Origin of the sequence: Pacificimonas aurantium, from assembly GCF_020092905.1 — a bacterium.
Taxonomy (GTDB): domain Bacteria; phylum Pseudomonadota; class Alphaproteobacteria; order Sphingomonadales; family Sphingomonadaceae; genus Pacificimonas; species Pacificimonas aurantium.
The window spans coordinates 1,047,578-1,067,633 of sequence record NZ_JAGSGB010000002.1; the positions used below are offsets into that span (position 1 = coordinate 1,047,578).

Sequence of the window (20,056 nt, forward strand, 5' to 3'; positions counted from 1 at the left end):
TTATCATCCGCACCGGGGGTCGACGCGGGGAAGAGCAGCCGTGACGATCATCAACGGGATCAAGTTCGACATTCTGCCGGAGGCGCACCAGGCCTTCGTGGCGCGGCGCCTTCTAGACCTGAAGGCAAAGCTTCGCGCCGAAGTTCACGGAAGTTCCGACGAGCGCAGCCTGCGCCTCGCGACGTGGAACCTGATGCATTTCGGCAATGGCGGCGCCTATCGGCGCACGCCGGAATCGATGCTGTATATCGGCGAGATCATCGACCATTTCGACCTCGTCGCGGTGCAGGAGGTGAACCGCGACCTTGGCGCGCTGGAGCGGCTGGTCGAGCGTCACCTCGGTCCGGCGTGGGACTATATCGTCACGGATACGTCGGGCGCCAACAAGGGCGGGGACGCAGGAAATGACGAGCGGCTGGCCTTCCTCTACCGCAAGGCGAAGGTAACCTTTCGCAAGGAGGCGGGCGAAGTCGTACTGCCGGAGGGGCAGGAAATCGCCGCGCCCGGCAGCGACACCGGAAATGGCGAGCGCGAGGTGCAGTTCGCGCGGACGCCCTTCTCGGTCGCCTTCCAGTCGGGATGGTTCAAGTTCAAGCTGGTCACCGTCCATATCTTCTATGGCGACAAGAGCGAGAGCAGCCCGGAAATGGAGCAGCGCCGGCGGGAGATTCACAAGATCGCGGGCTTCCTCGCCGAGCGGCAGGAACTGGAACAGACGGCGCTGATCAACCGCGCCCGGGAGGATGGCTGGGACGAGCCGCAGGATGCGGGCAGAGCTGCAAACTACCTCCTCCTCGGTGACTTCAACATCGTCTCGCCCGAACATCACACGATGCAGGCGCTGAAGGATGCCGGTTTCGAGGTGCCGACCGAGCTGGACGCGACCAACCTGTCGGGTACCCACCATTACGACCAGATCGCCCTCAAAGCCGCCGACCCGCGCTTCGAGTTCATCCGGTCGGGCGTCTTCGACATGTTCGACGCGGTCTACCGCGGCGAGGACGCGGCCCACTATGTCGACATCGTAAAGCCCGACGTGTTCGAAAAAAATAGCAGAAAACAGCAGCGCAGCCGCGCGCAGAAAGAGCGTTACTACAAGACCTATTACCGGCGGCATCAGATGTCCGACCACAAGCTGCTGTGGTGCGCACTGAAAGTCGATTATTCCGACGACTATCTCAACCGGATCGTGGCGGAAGGCGGCGACTGATACCGGTTTCGCCCCTCCCGCCTGCCGGACGGATCAGGTGATGGTGGCGCCGCCGTCGATGACGATCTGCGTGCCCGTCGTAAACGCACCTGCCGGCGAGGCGAGGAACACGGCGGCGCCGGCGATCTCGTCGGGCTGACCGATGCGTTTCAGAGCAGAGCCGGCGGTAGAGCGCTTCAGCGTCTCGGGATCGTCCCACAGCGCTTTTGCGAAGTCGGTCTTGATAAGGCCGGGGCAGATGGCGTTCACCCGCACATTGTCGGGCCCCAGCTCTGCCGCGTAGTTGCGCACGAGCTGCAGGTCCGCCGCCTTCGAGATGTTGTAGGCACCGATCACGGTCGAGGCGCGCAGGCCGCCGATCGAGGACACGACGGTGATCGTCCCGTCCTTGCGCTGCTGCATGCCCGGCGCGACGAGCTGGATCAGCCAGTGGTTCGACACGATGTTGTTCTTGAGGATCTTCTCGAACTGCTCGTCGCCGATCTCCGCCAGCGGGCCGTAATAGGGGTTGGATGCGGCGTTGCAGACAAGGTGATCGACCTGCCCGAACCGCTGGCGCGCGAGGTCGACCATGTTCTGAAGATCGTCCTTCGAGGAAATGTTGCAGGCCGTCGGCAGGGCGGCGTCGCGGCCGACCGCCCGGTTAATCTCGTCCGCCGCCTCTTCGCAGGCCTCGATCTTGCGGCTGGAGACAACGACATTGGCGCCGTGCTCCGCCATGCGAAGCGCGATGGCGCGGCCGATGCCGCGAGAGGAGCCGGTTATGATCGCGGTCTGACCGCCAAGATCGAACAATTTCGGAATGCTCATCGTCTTTCTCCCAAGGTTTGCCTGATCTTATCGCAGGCTGACATCTTCGATGCGGGCGGTTGTACCGCCCTTCCCGTCCGTATCGAACCGTACCGTCACCGCCATATCGCGGGCGCAGGCGGTGAAGTCCCAGAGCTCGCGCCAACCCCCGGAAAAGCGCGCGCCGGCGACAGCCGGACCGAGCGCAGGGTCCGCCTCCAGTACCGACGTTTGCCGCATGCCGACGCTTTCCACGCCGCAATCGGGGTCGAGCCGCTTCGCAGCCTCATAAGCTTCCGCTCCGGCAAGCGCGCTCGTCTCTCGCATCATCGAGGGGGTGGAGATCACCTCGCCCCGGTTGACTACGAGCATGACATGGTCGCCGCTTTTCTCGGCGATGTAGAGGTAGCGCACCACGGGCGTTTCGGCGCAGTCCGTTTCCGCATAGAATGTCCAGCCGCCGTGAAAGGCGTCGTCCAGGATGCCGTTTGCGACAGTGCGGTCGGCATGGGCGGGCTGAAGACCGTAGAGCCGCGTGATGTTGGGCGGCGCCGCGCAGGCTTCCATCGTTTTCGACCATCGTGCCCGCAGCAGCGCTTCGCTGCGGAGGTCCGCAAGCTGCGGGGTGTGCGCGGCGGAGCGGCGTTCCTGCTCCTGCGCCCAGACGCGCGGGTCGCCGGGAAACTCGGCCGTGAACTGAGAAGCGGCCGGCGCGGCGAGCAAGGCGCACGTAAGAGCGGCAAAGGTGAAGATACGCATTGCCGCCGCCTTAGCGCCGGTCCCTGTCTGCGTCATCAGCCGAGGGGCGCTGGCGTGCGGACCAGGAAGCCCCTATTGCCAGCCCTATGGCGCCGCCCCTCGGGATCATCGAAGGATATTTCGGCCAGCCCTGGAGCTGGGAGGAGCGCACGGCCGTCATGCGCACGCTCGCGCCGTGGGGCTTTTCGCGCTTCACCTACGCCCCGAAGGCGGACGCGAAGCTGCGGCGCGACTGGCGAGCGCAGCATGACGAGGTGGACGCCGCAGCTCTCCGAGACTTCGCCGACGCCTGCCGCCGCGAGGGCGTGTCCTTCGGCATCGGCCTCTCTCCATTCGGTCTGCACGAGGAGATGAGCGCGGACGGTCGCGAGACGATCGTAAGGCGAACCACCGACCTTCTCGGGCTGGGCGCCGAACGCATCGCCATCCTGTTCGACGACATGAAGGGCGATATTCCCGACCTCGCTGCGCGTCAGTCCCGCATCGCGGAATGGGCGGGGCATGCCGCCGGAACCGCAGGCGTCGAAATCTGCCCGAGCTATTATAGCGAAGATCCGGTGCTCGACCGCGCCTTCGGTCGGCGCCCGGCAGGATATGAGCATGCGCTCGGCAGGGCCCTTCCGCCCGATCTGGGCATCTACTGGACCGGGCCGGAAGTCTGCTCCGCAGAAATCACCCCCGCCCATGTTCGGGGAGTGGCGCAGATGTTCGGACGCAAGCCATCATTGTGGGACAATTACCCGGTGAATGACGGGCCGCGCATGTCGCGGCGGCTGCACCTCGCCGGCATGAGCGGACGCATGGGGCTGGCAAACGAGATTGCCGCGCATGACATCAACCCGGCTTTGCAGCCCTACCTGTCGCTCCTCCCCTGCGTGACACTGGCCATAAGCTACCGGGACGGCGCCGATTACGACTATCGCGCCGCCACCGAGGAGGCCGCCTATGCGCTGTATCCAACGGCGCTGGCGGACGACCTGATGGAAACGCGGCTACCGCTGCAGGATGGGGGGCTGGACTTCATCGATCCCGAGCGGGTCACTGCCCGCTTTTCGAGGCATGACCATCCAGCGGCGCGCGAAATCGTCCGCTTCGCCGCCGGAGGCTATGTGCAGACCGCCGCCGAGGTCCAGACGCAGTAACCCCGCCGGCCGAAGGAGTTTTCCAGATGACCCAGACATTTCACATCGGCTTCCTGCTCTACCCCATGCTGACGCAGCTCGACATGACCGGCCCGGCACAGGTGCTGGGACGCATGCCGGGCGCCAAACTTCATTTTGTGTGGAAGAGCCCCGAGCCGGTCTCCGACGACATGGGCCTGACCTTCGCGCCCACCGATACGCTGGCCGACTGCCCGCCACTCGACATGGTCTGCGTACCCGGGGGCTATGGCTGTGCAGCGGTCATGGAGGACGAGGAGGCGCTGGGCTGGCTGCGCCGACAGGACGAAACCAGCCGCTTCACGACGAGTGTCTGTACGGGGTCGCTTGTCCTCGCCGCGGCAGGGGTGCTCGAGGGGCGGCGGGCCGCCTGTCACTGGGCCTGGCGGGACAAGCTGTCGCTGTTCGGCGCCGAGCCGGTGGCGGCGCGCGTCGTGGAAGATGGAAAATATATCAGCGGCGGCGGCGTAACGGCCGGCATCGATTTCGGCTTTCGCATCGCCGAGATCCTGCATGGGCGGGAACTTGCCGAGTCGCTGCAACTCGGACTGGAATATGATCCCGCGCCTATGTCGGGCGGCACGCCCGAAACCGCGCGGCCAGATATCCTGGCCCAGACGAAGGCCGGCATGGCCGCAAGGGGGATGGACGACCGGCTGGCGGAGATCGAGCGGATCGCAGCAAAGCGCTAGCCCGCAACCTCAACGACACGCGGACGTCAGGCGGCAAGCTTTCGCGCGGTTTCCAAGTCCTCGACAAAGCGGTGCATCTCTTCGTCCGCCTTTCCCTTGTCGGGAATGCGCAAGAGATAGCTGGGGTGGACCGTCACGAGTCCCCGACCGCCCCCCGGTAGCTCCAACGCCGTTCCGCGAGTCTTCGAGATGGTCACGGTCTTTCCCAGAAGCGCTCGGGCTGCTGTCGCGCCTAGGGCCACGGTGAGGTCGGGTGCGACCAGCCCGCGCTCCGCTTCAATCCACCAACGGTACGCCTCGATCTCCTGGGCGCCGGGCTTCGAGTGGATGCGGCGCTTGCCGCGCTGCTCGAACTTGAAGCGCTTCACGGCATTGGTGACGTAGGTCTCGGCCCGATCGATCCCTGCCCGACCGAGCGCCTGATCGAACAATTGACCGGCAGGTCCGACGAAGGGACGCCCCGCCCGGTCCTCCTGATCGCCCGGCTGTTCGCCGACGAACATCAGGTCGGCGTCACGCCGCCCCTCCCCGAACACAAGCTGCGTGCCAGCATTTCCCTGTTCTTCGCCGTGGCGGCGCTGCGCCTCCTCAGCGAGTTGTTCCCAAGAGCCGATCTTCGTCATGGCCATATCAGCGGCTTCCCGAGGGCGGGGTTCCGCCGGGAGCGCCTGCCGCGACCGTTCGACCATCGCGAGCTCCCGCTCGCGTGCGCCGGCGATCAGGCCCGGCACGAGCGCCGTTTCCGGCATGTTCTTCCAGTATTTACGCGGCATCTCGGCGGTCATCGCCTTCACCTTCACCCGGGCCGGATTGAAGATCGACGCATAGTAGGTCTTCCAGGTCTCTTCGACCGGGTCACCGCCAGGTGCATCCGCCTTCACCGCGCCTTCGGAAAAGGACAGCCCTGCGCCATCCCAATGGGCGCACAGCTCGGGCGTCAGGATCGACCAGGTCATGGCGGCGAAGCGGCGCTGAAAGAAGGGGGCGTTGGCGCGGACAATATGATGATCGGGTTCGAACCACGCTGCGAACCGCTCCGACCCGTCATGACCTTCAACTTCGCGAAAGCGTACGAAGGCGCGCATCTTATGAATGTCGCGCCCCACCGCCTTGCGCATGACCTCCAGCCGCTTCAGCAGCGGATCGGCGCGATCTTCGAGGGCCCGCCGGTTGTCCTGCAATTTCAGAAGCATGGCGTAGAGCAGTGCAAACCGCTCGGGATCTGAGTGACAGATAACCGCGTCAACGAGACCCAGAAACGGTTTCGGAACTGTAAGCCGAGAATTGGCCGTCGGGGCGGGCAATGCCTCCTCCGCGAAGAGGTCGCCGCCCTCGCCCGCGACGGTCCAGCCAACATCCGACGCGGGCACGCCCGCCTGAGCAAGCGCGCGGGCGGCACTGCGCCACCCTGCTGCATCGTCGGGACGTGCGAGGCTTACCGCGCGCATTGCAGCCCTCAGCCGGGAAACAGCTCAAGCTGCTCACGCTTCGGCTTCACCCATGCCGTGAGGTCACTTTTGTCAGTCAGGGTGCGCGGTGACCAGTCTTCGCAGCAAATGAACGGCTGCACCTTCTTCAAGGATACGGTGAGCCGGGCGACATCGTCGAGCCGCAACCGACGCCAGCGGCGCGAAGACAAAATCGCCGCCACCGCCTTCGTGCCGAGACCCGGTACGCGAAGAAGCATGTCGCGCGGCGCGCGGTTCACGTCGACGGGGAAATTCTCCCTGAATTTCAAGGCCCAGGCAAGCTTCGGGTCGATATCGAGGGGGAGCATGCCGTCCGTCGACGCACTGATCACCTCGGAGGGCGTGAACCCGTAGAAGCGCATCAGCCAGTCGGACTGATAAAGCCGGTGCTCGCGCATCAAGGGCGGCCGTTGAAGAGGCAGCACCGCACTGGCATCGGGAATGGGGCTGAAAGCCGAGTAATAGACGCGGCGCAAACGGAAGCGATCGTAGAGCGTACGGGCGCGCATGATGATGTCGCCGTCCTTCGCCGCATCCGCACCGACGATCATCTGGGTGGACTGGCCTGCGGGCGCGAATTTGGGCGCCGACCGGTATTTCTTCCGCGCATCCTTCAGATCGTCGATGGCGCCCTTCATGTCCGCCATCGCCCCTTCGATGCGACGTCCGTCCTTTTCCGGAGCGAGCCGCTTCAAACCGCTGACGGTCGGAAGCTCCACGTTGATCGATACGCGGTCCGCATAAAGGCCCGCCTGGCGAACGAGCTCCTCATCGGCGTCGGGGATCGTTTTCAGGTGGATATAGCCCCGGAAGTCGTGCGTTTCGCGCAGTTCGCGCGCGACCTCTACGAGCTGCTCCATCGTGTAGTTGGAGGAACGGATGATGCCCGAGGAGAGAAACAGCCCCTCAATATAATTCCTCTTGTAGAAAGAGAGCGTTAGATGGACGACTTCCTCGGCGGTGAACCGCGCGCGGCGGACGTTCGAGCTTTTGCGGTTGATGCAGTAGTGACAGTCGAAAATGCAGCTGTTCGTCAGCAGGATCTTCAGAAGGCTGATGCACCGTCCATCGGGGGCATAGGCGTGGCAAATTCCCATGCCCTCGGTCGACCCGATGCCTTTCCCGTCCAGCGAGTTGCGCTTCGAGGTGCCCGACGACGCACAGGACGCGTCATATTTCGCCGCATCGGCGAGAATCTCTAACTTCTGACGCGTATCGAGCTGGGCCATTCGTTCTTCATATGTTCCTCCTTATGAAGCGTCGATACACCTAGATCAAACCGCGTCCTTTCGGCGCACGGCGCAAGGGACGAAGAAAGGAAACCGGCGGAGACAGGGCGGACAATCTTTCCGCCCTGTCCGCCGATACGCACGGGCCCGCGATTGGGACGGACCACTTACCCCCCCCCGGGGCGCCTACAGGTCGCGGCTGACCTTTTCCCGGCGCTCGTGCGCTTCCTGGGCCTCGACCGTCATCGTGGCGATCGGGCGTGCCTCCAGCCGGCCGAGACCGATCGGGTCGCCAGTGACCTCGCAATAGCCATATTCACCCTCGTCGATACGGCGCAGGGCAGCGTTGATCTTGCCGATCAGCTTACGCTGACGATCGCGCGTACGCAGGTGCACGGTCCAGTCCGTTTCCGAACTCGCCCGATCGGCGAGATCCGCCTCATGCAGGCTGTCGGCTTTCAGCTCGATCAGTGTCTCGCGCGCTTCGTCCTGGATCTGCTCCCGCCAACCCAACAACTTGGCGCGAAAATAAGCGAGCTGCCTGGAACTCATGAAGGGCTCGTCCTCGCTCGGCCGGTAGCCGGCAGGCAGAACCATGCTCTCTTCATTTACGACTTCAAAACCGATCCCGGTGTCGGGAAGCGGTGACGCAACAATGGTATCCACTTCAATTCCCTCCCTAGTCTCGTCCTCCCCCAAGGACGATGGCGGCGCTCATAGCGTGCCGTCGCTTATGTCTCAACGGATTACGAGTGGCTGAACGGCAGAATGTTCTCTTGCAAAGACGAAAAACATCACCTCCGCGACGGGAGCGGCGGGTTCCACGCAAGAATCCCTTCCACGGCTCAAGGCGTTACGACTCGCATTCGCGCCTTTCCACCATGGCGCCGACGCCGCGGCCATACAGTCCGCTAGGAGCTTGGCGGCCTGCGCGCGCGCTGCTATCTCCCCGGCCCATGATCATCGACCCCGCCAACCCCGAAACCGTGTTCAGCGAAAACAAGCGCGTCGCCTGCGAAGGCGAAGGCGGCCCGCTCGGCCACCCGCGCGTATGGCTGCAGATGGGCGCAGAGGGTTTCGTCGATTGCGGCTATTGCGACCGCCGGTTCATCCTGGCGGGCGGTCCTGCGGATCCGCGCAAGGACTGACCCGCCGTCACTCCCCGCCGTCTCCTGATCCTCGGCGAAGGCTATAGCGGCGGCTATATCCGCCGCGCCGCGGAGCGCGCTGGCTGGGCTGTGACGGGAACCTCCCGAACTCCCAAACCGGACAAGGGCATTCATGCCTTCGACGACCCTGCCGTGACCGACATGGTGGCGGACGCGGACGCGGTGCTTTCCTCGGTACCGCCGGGGAAGGACGGCGACCCGATGCTTGCCCGGTTTCGCGAGAGCTTGGCACCGCGCGAGGGCTGGACCGGATATCTGTCCTCGACCGGCGTCTACGGCGATGCGGACGGGGCCTGGGTCGACGAGAGCGCACCCACGGGTAGTGGACGCAGGGAAGCGCGCAGCGACGCGGACGCCGCCTGGCGGGCGCTCGGCGATGTGCACATTTTCCGCCTGCCCGGTATCTACGGCCCCGGACGCTCTGCCTTCGAGCGGCTGGCAGACGGGAAGGCGCAGCGAATCGACGCGCCCGGCCAGGTCTTTTCGCGCGTCCATGTGGAGGATATCGCCGCTGCGGTGCTCGCAGCGCTCAACGACCCCGCGCCGGGCATCTACAATATTTCGGACGACCAGCCCGCACCCAATCACGAAGTAATCGCCTGCGCGGCGCGGCTGATGGACCGTGAGCCGCCGCCGCTCATCCCCTTGGAAGATGCGCAGCTATCGCCCATGGCGCGCGGCTTTTACGCAGAGAACCGCAGGGTCGCGAACGGCAAGATGAAGCGCGACCTGAAAGTCCGCCTGCGCTATCCTGATTATGAGCGCGGGCTCGCTGCGATCTGGAGGGAGACGGGGACATGATGAAATTCGGCGTGGGCCAGAGCCCGAAACGGCTGGAAGACGACCGGCTGCTGACCGGCAAGGGACAATATACCGACGACCTGACGCCGGATGGCTGCGCTTACGGCGTCACCGTGCGGTCTCCCTATCCGCATGCGAAAATCCTGGCCGTGAATACCGAAGCGGCGCGCGCCATGCCGGGCGTGCTGGCGGTCTACACCCATGCGGACATTGCCGAATATGGTCCCATTCCGTGCCTCGTCCCGCTGTCGGGCGACGTGCAGACGCCGCGCCACCTGCTGACCGGGGACGTCGCGCGGTTCGTCGGCGACGGGGTTGCCTTCGTCGTTGCCGAAACCCGTGACGAGGCGCGGCTAGCGGCAGAAGCGGTCGACGTCGATTATGAAGACCTGCCGGCGGCGCCGACCGTCGACGCCGCCCTGGCCGACGATGCCCCGAAACTCTGGGAGGCCGCAGCCTCCAACAAGCTGTTCGACTGGCAAGTCGGTGACGAAGAGGCCACCGAGGCGGCATTTGCCCGCGCCGCCCATGTGACCGAACTGCACCTGGTCCAGAACCGGGTCGCGCCCGTCTCCATGGAAGTGCGCGCGGCCCTCGCCGAATATGACGCTGAAAGCGGCTTCACCTTCACCACCGGTTCGCAGGGCGTCGCCGGCATGCGCGGCAACCTCGCCAATCTGGTATTGAAGATCGAGCCCGAGAAGCTGCGCGTGAAGACCGGCGACGTCGGCGGCGGCTTTGGCATGAAGTCGTTTCTTTATCCCGAATATGGCCTCGTATGCCACGCGGCGCGCGACCTCGGCCGTCCGGTAAAGTGGACGGGAGAACGCGGAGATGCGTTTCAGACAGACGCCGCCGGGCGCGCCATGCAGACCGATGCCGCCGTCGCGCTGGACGAGGAGGGCAAGATCCTGGGCCTGAAGGTGCGCACCTGGTCGGACCTCGGCGCCTATCAGTCGCAGTTCGGACCGGCGATCCAGACCTTTGCCGGCGGCCGGATCATGGGCGGCGTCTATCGCATCCCGGCGATCCTGAACCAGGTGCACGGCGTGGTGACGAACACCGCCCCCACCGACGCCTATCGCGGCGCCGGCCGCCCGGAGGCGACCTATATCGTCGAACGCCTGCTGGAAGCGGCAGCGCGCGAAACCGGTATGGAGGTGGACGAAATCCGGCGGCGCAACCTGCTGACGCCGGCAGAGCTGCCCTATGACAACGGCATCGGCCTGACGTACGATGTCGGCGATTTTCCCGGACTGCTGGATGCAGCGCTGGAGAATGCCGACTGGACCGGCTTTCAGGCGCGCAAGGCCAAAGCCGAAGGGCGCTGCCTGTTATATGGCCGGGGCATGGCCTTCTACGTCGAGATCGCCGGCGGCGGCTCAAGCGAGGAGTTTGCCGACCTGCGCATTGCAGGCGGAAAGGTCCACGCGGCCATCGGTACCCAGTCGAACGGTCAGGGCCATGAGACATCCTATGCCCAGGTCATCGCCGAACGGCTGGGGCTCGAGCTGGAAGATGTCGTCATCGAACAGGGCGATACCGCGCGGCTGGAGGTCGGCCATGGTACTGGCGGGTCACGCTCGATGGTCTGGGGCGGCGCGGCAGGTCTGGTCGCGGCGGACGAGATCATCGAGAAGGCGAAGGAGATCGCCGCCGAGGAGCTGGGCGGCGAGGTGGACTTCGAAGACGGCCTGTTCCGGGCCCGCGGATCGAACGAAACAAGGTCGCTCATGGAGCTGGCGGATGCGCATCCCGGCGCGCTCGATACGCGCGGACGCTACAAGCCGGAAACGCCCATGCCGACCTATCCCAATGGCTGCCACATCGCCGAAGTCGAACTAGACCCCGAGACGGGCGTCATGAAGGTCGCGCGTTACAGCGTCACCGACGATTTCGGCACGCTGGTAAATCCGATGCTGGTCCAGGGCCAGGTGCATGGCGGCGTGGCACAGGGCCTGGGCCAGGCGATCCTGGAAAATGTGGTCTATGACGAGATGGGGCAGCTGCTGACCGGAAGTTTCATGGATTACGGCGTGCCGCGTGCGGACGATGTGCCGCTGGGCCAAACCTTCGACACGAAGCCCGTACCGACGCCGAACAACCCGCTGGGGTCGAAAGGCTGCGGCGAAGCGGGGACGATCGGCGCCATGCCCTCCATCATGAACGCCCTGTCCGATGCGCTGGGTGGCCAGCATCTGAACATGCCCGCCACCCCGGAAAAACTGTGGCGGCTGGCACAATCCGCCAATCGCCAGCGGGCTGCCGCCTAGGATAACCGACACGCCCAGGGTAGCGGACAGGGGTAGCTGAGGACGTCCATGGCAGCGCGGCTCTTCTCAGATCTCCCCCGCGTCAGGCTGATGCAGCAGCAGGCGCAGCTGCACGCCTGGATCCGCACTCGTCTGTGGGCGCAGGTCATAACAGGCCTGGTACTGGGCCTCGCGGTGGGCATCCTGCTCGGGCCGGAAGGCGGAGTTCTGGCGCCCGAACTGGCCCGCCGGGTCAGTGCTTGGCTGATGCTGCCGGGGAAAATCTTTCTCGGCCTGATCGCAATGGTGCTCATCCCGCTAGTTTTCGCCTCGATTATCGGCGGACTGACCGGATCCGGATCGAGCGACGCGCTCAAAAGCGTCGGCACGCGCTTCGCCGCCTTCGTCCTCACCACGACGTTTGCTGCGGCCGGGATCGGCATTGCGCTGGCCACCATCTTCCAGCCTGGCCGTAGCCTGGTCGGGAAGACCGGGCCGCCTGCAGAACCTGCCGCCTCCAGCACCGAGGCCGCGGGCGGCAGCTTCGACATGGGGCTGGCGCCGGACCTGATCTCCGGCCTGCTCCCGACCAATCCGACCGCGTCGGTCGTCGAGGGCGACCTGATGGCGGTGGTGGTCTTCGCGCTGCTGATCGGCATTGCCGCCACCCAGGTCGAACGCGAGAAGATCGCGCCCTTCCTGAACGTGCTCGACGCCCTTCTCTCGATCTCCATGACAATCGTGAAATGGGCCATGTTCCTGGCACCCATCGCGGTCTTCGGCATGATGGCCCAGCTGGTCATGCGGATCGGCATCGAGACCATCCTGGGGGTCGCCGGTTATGTCGGCACAGTGCTGGCGGGCCTGGCGCTTCTGTTCCTCCTTTATCTGCTGTTGGTAGCCATCGCTGCCCGGCTGGGACCCGTCCGGTTCCTGCGCGAGGCCGGCGAGACGCTGCTGCTGGCCTTCTCCACCTCGAGCTCGACGGCCGTCATGCCAAGCACGGTCGCGACGGCGCGCAAGTTCGGCGTGCCGCGTGAAATCGCCAATCTCGTGGCGCCGCTCGGCGCGACGATGAACATGGCCGGGACCGCCCTCTACCAGACCGTCGCCATCCTCTTTCTGGCGCAGATGTCGGGGATCAGCCTGGATGCGGGCCAGATCGCCATCATGACGATGACCCTCGTCGCCTCCTCGATCGGGGCACCGGGAACACCCGGCGTCAGCATCGCGATCCTGATCAATGTCGCGGCGGGATTCGGCATACCCGCCGACGGCATGGTCATCGTCATGGGCGTGGACCGCCTGCTCGACATGAGCCGCACCACGGTAAACGTCGCAGGCGACATCACGGCCAGCATCCTGCTCAAGGGCGCGGCCGAACCCGGCAACGCGCTCGAGGCCGAGGCGGGCGAGCAGCCCGCACCCTAGTCACGGCCAGAGCAGGGTCGCTATTCGACGGTCAGGTCGAGCGTGATCGTGGTGCCCGTAATGCCGCGGTCTACGGAGAGCTTGCCGTTCATTTCGCCGACCAGCCCCTTGACGATGCGCCCGCCCAGTCCGCTGTCGTCGGGCCAGTTCATACCCTCAGGCAGACCGCTGCCGTCGTCGCTGACGCGCATACGCACGACGCCATTGGACAACTGCTTCAGTTCCATCGTGACCAGGCCGTTCCGCTGGTCGCGAAACGCATGCTGCAGCGAATTGGTCAGCAGTTCAGAGGCGATGAGCCCGAATTGACCAGCCTGCTGCGCGCTGACGGTGATTTCGTCCGCATCGATGTTGACGCGGATGGATTCGCGCCCGTCCAGGTGGCTGACAGCACTTGCCACCCGGCTGACATAGGCACCCAGCGGGACAACGTCGGAGTTGTGGCGAGCGACCCCGGCATCGGACAGTTCCTGATAAAGAAGCTGCAGGGTCTCCACGCGGCGCGCCAGCGTCTTGTAGTCGCTGCCCGCTTCGTCGGCCCGAGCCTGCATCCGGATCATTCCGACGATCATCGACAGGTGATTCTTCACGCGGTGCTGGAGTTCCTCCAGCGTCCGCCCGCTTTCGTCCTTTGAATATTCATGCGGCGGCCCCGGAAGCTGGTGCTGGATACCGATGAAGTAGGCCAGTTCGCCATGTTCGTCGAAGAGCGGCGTGATCAGCAGGCGGTTCCAGAACCCCTCACCGCTGGCGCGGTAATTGTAGATGTCCTCGTTGATTTCCTCGCGCTTCGCGATGGCCTTACCGATGCGCTTGACTGTTTCGGGATCGGTATCTTCACCCTGAAGGAAGCGGCAATTGCGACCGACACAGGCTTCCTTGGCATAGCCCGTGATGCGGCAGAATGCCGGAGAAACGTAAACGAGAGGATTGTCGTCCAGCCGAGGGTTCGTGATGGCGAGGGCAAACGGAAGAACCGAAATGGCCGCCCCCTCGAAATCGCCTTCCAGAATATCGCTGGAAACCGGTTCCTCGATAACCTTGCTACTCACACTCAAGCCCTCGTCATTCGCAGCCACTGTCAACGCCCCGGACAGGGACCCCCGCTCCGATTAAGTGCGATTCGCCGACAATTTCAATAAAGCCTGTTTATGCGGCAGGTTGGCGCACCTTATTGCGAGCGCCTAGCGCTATCAAAAGACCCGAAACCGTAAGTATTGCGCCGATAATCGCCGGCAAGGTCCAGACATAGCCTTCAAGCGCGGTCGAAATCGCCATCGCGACGAAGGGAACGATCACGCCGGAATAGGCAGCACGCGCCGGCCCGACTTCGCGAATGACGTTGAAATATACGACGAACGCGATGGCCGAGGCAAAGACGGCCAGATAGACGACCCCGCCGATATAGACGGGGGTCAACTCGATCACCGGCGGTCCGGCGACCAGCCAGGCAGCGCCGACGTCGAAGATGGCGCCGTACAGCATTGCCCAGGCAAGCATCGAGGTCATGGCGTAAGAGCGGATGAACGGAGACGCCTGCATCACGTTCGCAGCCGATGCGGACAAAACGGCAAGCACCGTCATGGCCAGGCCCCAGCCCAGTTCGGGCCCGCCGCTGAGCGCGGCGATTTCCTGCCGGAAGAGAAGCGATACGCCGACTATTCCCATCGCCGCCCCGGCGATGAAATTCCGGTCGACCCGGTGACGGAAGAAGATCCAAGCAAGCACAGCGTTCGGAACGATAAGCAGCGCGAACGCCACCGCGATCAGGCCGGACGTGACCACCTCGCTGGCCTGATAGACGAAATTGAAATTGGCGAAGAACTGGAACAGGCCAACGCCGAGAAAGAAGATGTGCGCCCGCGGCGGAAACGCAAGCGAACGCCGCCGGATCGCGGCGATCGCGAACATGATGACGCTCGCGACGATGAAGCGGTAGGCCACCGACCATTCGACGGGGACGACGCCAAGCTGCGTCTTGATCACATACCAGGTCGTTCCCCAGACGAAGGTGGGAATGGCGAGAAGCAGCAGCTGGCGCGCAGTCACCCGCGTCAGTCTTCGAGCGCGGCGATGGCGCGGGCGAGCGCCTGAATATCGCCCGGCGGCGTATCCCAGGCCACGACGAGGCGCGCCTCGCCAGACCCCGCATCGCCCCAGTCGTAGAAGTCGAAGCCTTGCGCGCGGAGCTTCGCGGCATTGCCGGTACCGATGCGCACGAAGATCTCGTTCGCCTCGACAGGGTGCATGAGCCGGTCGCCAAGGGCCGCGGCCAACTGGCGCGCGCCTGCATTTGCCGCCTCGGCATTGCGCTTCCACGCGCCGCTTTCGATCATGGCGAGCAGCTGCGCCGCGGCGAACCGGCCCTTCGAAGGCATCTGACCTGCGCGCTTGCGGCGGTGCGGTATCGTCGAGGCGAGGTCGGTATCGAAGAAAACCAGCGCCTCTGCGGAAATCCCACCATTCTTGATGAAACCGAAGCTGAGGACGTCGACCCCGGCGCGCCAGGTCACATCGCCGGGATGGCAATCGAGGTGAACGAGCGCATTGGCAAGCCGCGCGCCGTCCATATGGACCTTCCAGCCCCTCCCCCGTGCGAAGTCGGCAAGCGCCGATACCTGATCCGGTGAATAGACGCGGCCATATTCGCTGGCCTGCGTCAGGGAAAGAGCGCCTGCCTGCACCTGGTGCACGTCGCCGCGCAGCGCCGCCACGCTGTCTTCGACCGTCTCCGGCGTCAGGATCGCGCCCTCACCCTCCGCGAGAATCAACTTGGCCCCGCCCGTGTAGAATTCCGGCGCGCCCGCTTCGTCGACCTGGATATGCGCCTCTTCGTGACAGACGACCGCACCCCAGGGCGGGATGAACGCCGCCAGGGCGAGAGCATTTGCAGCGGTGCCGGTCGAGACGGGGAATACCCGGCAGTCATGACCGAAGAAGTCTCCGAAGACGCGATCGAGACGCGCCGAGAGTTCGTCGCCGTCATAGCTGCCGCGAGTCACGCCGTTCGCGGAAACCAGCGCCTCCAGCGCTTCCGGGCAGGCGCTGGCATTGTTGTCGGAAAAGAAATGCATGGTCGTTCGGCGGCTATGCCGACAGCGGGCGGCAGGTCAATGCTGCGTCGTCAGGTTGAGCCCGATCGCGCCGACCAGGACCATTGCGATGCAGACCAGCTGCAGACTTCCCAGCTTCTCGCCGAACGCGAACAGGCCGATCACCGCGGCGGCCACGATGCCGATGCCCGACCAGATGGCGTAGACGACCCCGACCGGCAGCGCCTTCATCGCAGGCGCCAGAAACCAGAAGCAGGCGGAATAGCAGCCGATCGACAGCATTCCCCACCGCAGATCCTCAAAACCATTCGACAGTTTCAGAAGAAACGTACCGCAAACCTCCAGCGCGATCGCGCCGGCAAGAAAGAACCAGGGGCTCATCGTGCACCTCCATGCTGGCACTCGGAACGCCTAATCCTTAAGGCCTGCAGCAACGGAGGGAACAGCATGACGAAAAAGTTCGCACCGGCCGCCTTGGCGGCCCTCTTTGCAGTTTCGGCCCCGGCGCTGGCCGCGAATGAGCAGATCGCGCTAGACCGGATCGAAGCGGACCGTGACCGCAATGTCGAGGTCGCCTCGACCATCTGGGGCCTCGCCGAACTCGGCTACCAGGAAACCAAGTCTTCAGAGCTGCTGCAGGACCGGCTGGCCGCGGCGGGCTTCGAGATCAATGCCGGTGTGGCGGGAGCGCCGACCGCGTTCACCGCGACCTACTCTACCGGGGACGGCCCGGTCATCGGCATCATGGGCGAATTCGACGCGCTGCCCGGCTTTTCACAGGCCGCCGAGCCCGCGAAGCAGACGGTCGCCAACCTAGATGCCGGCCATGCCTGCGGACATCACATGTTCGGAACCGCCTCGGCCTCCGCAGCCATCGCCGTGAAGGACTGGCTGACCGAGACAGGAACGCCGGGCACCGTCCGCTTCTACGGCACGCCCGCCGAAGAGGGCGGCGCGGGCAAGGTCTACATGGTGCGCGAAGGACTGTTCGACGATGTCGACGTCGCGCTCCATTGGCACCCGGGCGCGCAGAACTCCGCCGATATCGCGACCTCCAATTCCAACAAGTCGGGCAAGTTCCGGTTCTACGGCAAGTCCGCCCATGCCGCTGCGGCGCCCGAACAGGGCCGCTCCGCGCTCGACGGCGTCGAAGCGATGGACATGATGGCGAACATGATGCGCGAGCACATGCCGCAGGAAAGCCGCATGCACTACGTCATCACCGCGGGCGGCCGCGCGCCGAATGTGGTGCCGGACTTTGCCGAGGTGTTCTACTATGTGCGCAACCCCGATGCCGAAGTCGTGCGCGAAACCTTCGAGCGACTGGTGAAAGTTGCCGAGGGCGCTGCGCTCGGCACCGAAACGCGCATGGACTATGAAGTCATTCACGGGGCCATGCCGCTGCTGCCGAACGAGACGCTGCAGCAGCTGGTCCACGAGAAGATGACGCAGGTCGGCGGCGTCGATTATGAGGCGGCCGAACTCGCCTTCGCTCAAGAGCTGAAGCCAACGCTCGCCAATCCGGACGTGCCGATGAGCGAGGCCACGGGCATCGATCCCCTGTCGGAAGACCATGGGGCCGGATCCACCGACGTGGGGGACGTGTCCTGGGCCGTGCCGACCGCTGGTTTCAACACTGCCACTTGGGTCCCCGGAACGCCGGCGCACAGCTGGCAGGCGGTGGCTGCCGGCGGCATGTCCATCGGCTGGAAAGGCATGCAGAACGCGGCCAAGATCCTCGCCCTGACCGCCATCGACCTGTACGAAGACCCGGCGAAGATCGCGGCGGCGAAAGAGGAGTTCCTCAGCCGCAAGCCGGAGGGCTACGAGTATCGCGCGCTGCTTGGCGACCGAGAGCCGCCGCTCGATTATCGCGACTAGCCCGCACTCCCAACCGAACTGAGAGGCCCGATATGGCGAAGGGGACGCACGACTATGCGCCGGACCCGCGTAACGACGACATCCTGATCGATGTGAACGGCGAGCTGAAACCGCGCGCGGACGCGGTGGTCAGCGTGTTCGATTCCGGTTTCATGCTGGGCGACGGCGTGTGGGAGGGTCTGCGGGTCCACAAGGGAAAGATCGCCTTCCTCGACCGCCATCTCGACCGGCTGTTCGAAGGCGCGAAGGCCATAGACATGGATATCGGCCTGACCCGGGAGAAGCTGACCGAACGGCTGTACGGCTGCCTCGAGGCGAACGGGATGAGCGAGGGCTGCCACATCCGGCTGATGGTCACCCGCGGCATCCGCGCGACGCCCTATCAGGACCCGAGAGTCATCATCTCCCCGGCGACCATCGTCGTCGTGCCGGAATATAAGGAGCCGCTGCCCGAGACGATCGAGACCGGCATCCGCCTGTTCACGGTTCATGTCCGGCGGGGCGATCCGGCCGTGCAGGACCAGAAGCTGAACTCCCATTCGAAGCTGAACTGCATCACCGCCTGCATCCAAGCTACGAAGGCGGGCTTCGACGAAGCGCTGATGCTGGATCCGCATGGGTTCGTCGCGACCTGCAATTCGACCCACTTCTTCATTGTGAGGAAGGGCGAGGTGTGGACCTCCAGCGGGAAATACTGCCTGGGCGGCATTACCCGCGGCGTGGTGATCGAACTGTGCCGGGAAGCGGGGATTCCGGTCCATGAAAAGGACTTTTCGCTGACCGACGTGTACGGCGCGGACGAAGCCTTCGTGACAGGCACCTTCGCGGGCGTCGTGCCCGTTCGCGAGGTGGACGGCCGCACGCTGACCGATGCGCGCGGGCCGATGGTCGAACGGCTGCAGGGCCTCTACCGCAAGCGTCTGAACGCCGAGACGTCATGACCGTCAGGATCGCAATGTGGTCGGGCCCGAGAAACCTGTCGACAGCGATGATGCGCAGCTTCGGCGCCCGCGCGGATACGTTCGTCAGCGACGAACCCTTTTACGGCGCGTTCCTTGCGATGACCGGCGAGGAGCAGCCGCTGGGCAGCGAAACCATGGCGGAGATGGACTGCGACGAAGCATCGGTCCTGCGTACCATTTCGAGCGATGCTCCTGACGGCTCGCCTGTCTGGTACCAGAAGCACATGCCGCATCACATGGTCGGCCAGGTTTCGATCGAGGATATGCCGCATCATCGTCACGCTTTCCTGATCCGTGCGCCCGAGCGCGTCGTCGCGAGCTATGCAGCGAAGGACGAACTGCGCGATGCCGAGCTTCTCGGCTACGGACAGATACGCGGCTATGTCGAGCGGGAGCGCCAACGCACCGGCGCCACGCCGCCGATCATCGACGTCGACGATGTCTTGAGCGATCCGGAGAGCGTCCTATCGAGGCTCTGCGAAGCGGTGGGCATCGACTGGACACCCGCAATGCTGAGCTGGGACAAGGGCCCCCATCCCGCCGACGGGGTGTGGGGCCGGCACTGGTATGAAAGCGTCAACGCTTCTACCGGCTTCGCGCCGCCGCGCGGCCCCCTTCCCGACCTCGAAGGCGCCTATGCAGACGTCGCCGCTGCATGCCGCGAAGACTATGAGGCGCTGTGGCGCGACCGCATCGTGCCCTAGGCACCGCACCGCGTCAGCCGAGAATTCTCACCCGCCGCCCCATCGCCGTGACGACGACTGGTCTCAGGAGGCTGGGTCGCGGGACGCAAGCTCAAGAATCTGGCTCCACTGTTTCTCGGGGACCGGCATGACCGACAGTCGCGACTGACGTACCAGCGCGAGTTCATCGAACCGGCCGTCCGCCTTGATCTCCTTCAAGGTTACCGGGCGCGGCATATCCCGCTCCGCCTTCAGGTCCACGAGGCCGGATTTGGGATCGTCCGGATCGTCGTAAAATTCCTTCACGACCGAACAGATGCCGACGATCTCAAGCCCCTTGTTCGAGTGATAGAACATCACTTCGTCGCCGCGCTTCATCTCGCGCATATTGTTGAGCGCTTGCGCCGAGCGCACCCCGTCCCAAGGCTCGACGCCCTTTTTCTTGTGTTCTTCCCAAGACCATTTGAACGGTTCGGACTTTACCAGCCACTTGGCCATTAACTCGTCTCCCTTGGC

General features: G+C 64.6%; 20 protein-coding genes. 10 read left to right on the forward strand and 10 right to left on the reverse strand.

Annotated features, from left to right (window positions below):
* The first annotated feature begins 40 nt into the window (after positions 1 to 40).
* On the forward strand, positions 41 to 1,210 hold the full coding sequence (locus KCN53_RS11795; protein ID WP_207790605.1) for an endonuclease/exonuclease/phosphatase family protein: 1,170 nt from the start codon (positions 41 to 43) through the stop codon (positions 1,208 to 1,210).
* A gap of 33 nt (positions 1,211 to 1,243) precedes the next feature.
* Here the strand turns inward: KCN53_RS11795 and KCN53_RS11800 are convergent, their stop codons facing one another.
* Both KCN53_RS11800 and KCN53_RS11805 read right to left on the reverse strand, forming a co-directional pair.
* A complete protein-coding gene (locus KCN53_RS11800; RefSeq protein ID WP_088712258.1) occupies positions 1,244 to 2,020 on the reverse strand; it encodes an SDR family oxidoreductase in 777 nt (258 codons plus the stop codon).
* 27 nt (positions 2,021 to 2,047) lie between these two features.
* The gene (locus KCN53_RS11805; RefSeq protein WP_088712257.1) at positions 2,048 to 2,758 is read right to left on the reverse strand and encodes a hypothetical protein; all 711 of its coding nucleotides are present in this window, start codon (positions 2,756 to 2,758) and stop codon (positions 2,048 to 2,050) included.
* 86 nt (positions 2,759 to 2,844) lie between these two features.
* Here KCN53_RS11805 and KCN53_RS11810 point away from each other — a divergent pair, with 86 nt between their 5' ends.
* Both KCN53_RS11810 and KCN53_RS11815 read left to right on the forward strand, forming a co-directional pair.
* A complete protein-coding gene (locus KCN53_RS11810; protein ID WP_088712256.1) occupies positions 2,845 to 3,900 on the forward strand; it encodes a beta-N-acetylglucosaminidase domain-containing protein in 1,056 nt (351 codons plus the stop codon).
* Positions 3,901 to 3,926: 26 nt separating this feature from the next.
* Positions 3,927 to 4,610 carry a DJ-1/PfpI family protein gene (locus KCN53_RS11815; RefSeq protein WP_088712255.1) on the forward strand — a complete coding sequence of 228 codons (684 nt, stop codon included), beginning with the start codon at positions 3,927 to 3,929 and terminating at the stop codon, positions 4,608 to 4,610.
* A 26-nt stretch (positions 4,611 to 4,636) separates the two neighbouring features.
* Here the strand turns inward: KCN53_RS11815 and KCN53_RS11820 are convergent, their stop codons facing one another.
* The 3 genes from KCN53_RS11820 to dksA form a co-directional block, all read right to left on the reverse strand.
* Complete coding sequence (locus KCN53_RS11820) at positions 4,637 to 6,058, reverse strand: UdgX family uracil-DNA binding protein (RefSeq protein WP_088712254.1); 1,422 nt, start codon at positions 6,056 to 6,058, stop codon at positions 4,637 to 4,639.
* An 8-nt stretch (positions 6,059 to 6,066) separates the two neighbouring features.
* Positions 6,067 to 7,308, reverse strand: a complete 1,242-nt coding sequence (locus KCN53_RS11825; RefSeq protein WP_088712253.1) for a putative DNA modification/repair radical SAM protein — start codon at positions 7,306 to 7,308, stop codon at positions 6,067 to 6,069.
* Positions 7,309 to 7,494: 186 nt separating this feature from the next.
* On the reverse strand, positions 7,495 to 7,905 hold the full coding sequence (gene dksA / locus KCN53_RS11830) for an RNA polymerase-binding protein DksA (RefSeq protein WP_088713408.1): 411 nt from the start codon (positions 7,903 to 7,905) through the stop codon (positions 7,495 to 7,497).
* Positions 7,906 to 8,264: 359 nt separating this feature from the next.
* Here dksA and KCN53_RS11835 point away from each other — a divergent pair, with 359 nt between their 5' ends.
* The 4 genes from KCN53_RS11835 (at position 8,265) to KCN53_RS11850 (ending at position 12,961) form a co-directional block, all read left to right on the forward strand.
* The gene (locus tag KCN53_RS11835; protein WP_088712252.1) at positions 8,265 to 8,456 is read left to right on the forward strand and encodes a zinc-finger domain-containing protein; all 192 of its coding nucleotides are present in this window, start codon (positions 8,265 to 8,267) and stop codon (positions 8,454 to 8,456) included.
* 90 nt (positions 8,457 to 8,546) lie between these two features.
* On the forward strand, positions 8,547 to 9,278 hold the full coding sequence (locus KCN53_RS11840) for a Rossmann-fold NAD(P)-binding domain-containing protein (protein ID WP_224199636.1): 732 nt from the start codon (positions 8,547 to 8,549) through the stop codon (positions 9,276 to 9,278).
* A complete protein-coding gene (locus tag KCN53_RS11845; protein ID WP_088712250.1) occupies positions 9,275 to 11,551 on the forward strand; it encodes a xanthine dehydrogenase family protein molybdopterin-binding subunit in 2,277 nt (758 codons plus the stop codon). The genes KCN53_RS11840 and KCN53_RS11845 overlap by 4 nt, the downstream gene beginning before the upstream one ends.
* A 48-nt stretch (positions 11,552 to 11,599) precedes the next feature.
* Entirely contained in the window at positions 11,600 to 12,961 is a 1,362-nt protein-coding gene (locus tag KCN53_RS11850) for a dicarboxylate/amino acid:cation symporter (RefSeq protein WP_088712249.1), read from the forward strand.
* A 20-nt stretch (positions 12,962 to 12,981) separates the two neighbouring features.
* On the opposite strand, the gene KCN53_RS11855 is transcribed toward KCN53_RS11850, so the two are convergent.
* The 4 genes from KCN53_RS11855 to KCN53_RS11870 form a co-directional block, all read right to left on the reverse strand.
* The gene (locus tag KCN53_RS11855) at positions 12,982 to 14,013 is read right to left on the reverse strand and encodes a sensor histidine kinase (protein WP_224199638.1); all 1,032 of its coding nucleotides are present in this window, start codon (positions 14,011 to 14,013) and stop codon (positions 12,982 to 12,984) included.
* 97 nt (positions 14,014 to 14,110) lie between these two features.
* Positions 14,111 to 15,010: a DMT family transporter gene (locus KCN53_RS11860; protein WP_088712248.1), complete on the reverse strand. Its 900-nt coding sequence runs from the start codon at positions 15,008 to 15,010 to the stop codon at positions 14,111 to 14,113.
* Between the two features lie 5 nt (positions 15,011 to 15,015).
* On the reverse strand, positions 15,016 to 16,035 hold the full coding sequence (locus KCN53_RS11865) for a threonine aldolase family protein (RefSeq protein ID WP_088712247.1): 1,020 nt from the start codon (positions 16,033 to 16,035) through the stop codon (positions 15,016 to 15,018).
* A 36-nt stretch (positions 16,036 to 16,071) separates the two neighbouring features.
* Complete coding sequence (locus KCN53_RS11870; RefSeq protein ID WP_088712246.1) at positions 16,072 to 16,395, reverse strand: DMT family transporter; 324 nt, start codon at positions 16,393 to 16,395, stop codon at positions 16,072 to 16,074.
* A gap of 66 nt (positions 16,396 to 16,461) precedes the next feature.
* Between KCN53_RS11870 and KCN53_RS11875 the strand changes: the two genes are divergently transcribed.
* From KCN53_RS11875 to KCN53_RS11885, 3 genes are read left to right on the forward strand one after another with little or no spacing between them, the layout of a single operon-like run.
* Complete coding sequence (locus tag KCN53_RS11875) at positions 16,462 to 17,895, forward strand: amidohydrolase (RefSeq protein ID WP_088712245.1); 1,434 nt, start codon at positions 16,462 to 16,464, stop codon at positions 17,893 to 17,895.
* 32 nt (positions 17,896 to 17,927) lie between these two features.
* Complete coding sequence (locus KCN53_RS11880) at positions 17,928 to 18,836, forward strand: aminotransferase class IV (RefSeq protein WP_088712244.1); 909 nt, start codon at positions 17,928 to 17,930, stop codon at positions 18,834 to 18,836.
* Complete coding sequence (locus tag KCN53_RS11885; protein WP_172406212.1) at positions 18,833 to 19,561, forward strand: sulfotransferase-like domain-containing protein; 729 nt, start codon at positions 18,833 to 18,835, stop codon at positions 19,559 to 19,561. The genes KCN53_RS11880 and KCN53_RS11885 overlap by 4 nt, the downstream gene beginning before the upstream one ends.
* 63 nt (positions 19,562 to 19,624) lie before the next feature.
* On the opposite strand, the gene KCN53_RS11890 is transcribed toward KCN53_RS11885, so the two are convergent.
* Positions 19,625 to 20,038: an EVE domain-containing protein gene (locus KCN53_RS11890; protein ID WP_088712243.1), complete on the reverse strand. Its 414-nt coding sequence runs from the start codon at positions 20,036 to 20,038 to the stop codon at positions 19,625 to 19,627.
* Positions 20,039 to 20,056 lie beyond the last annotated feature (18 nt).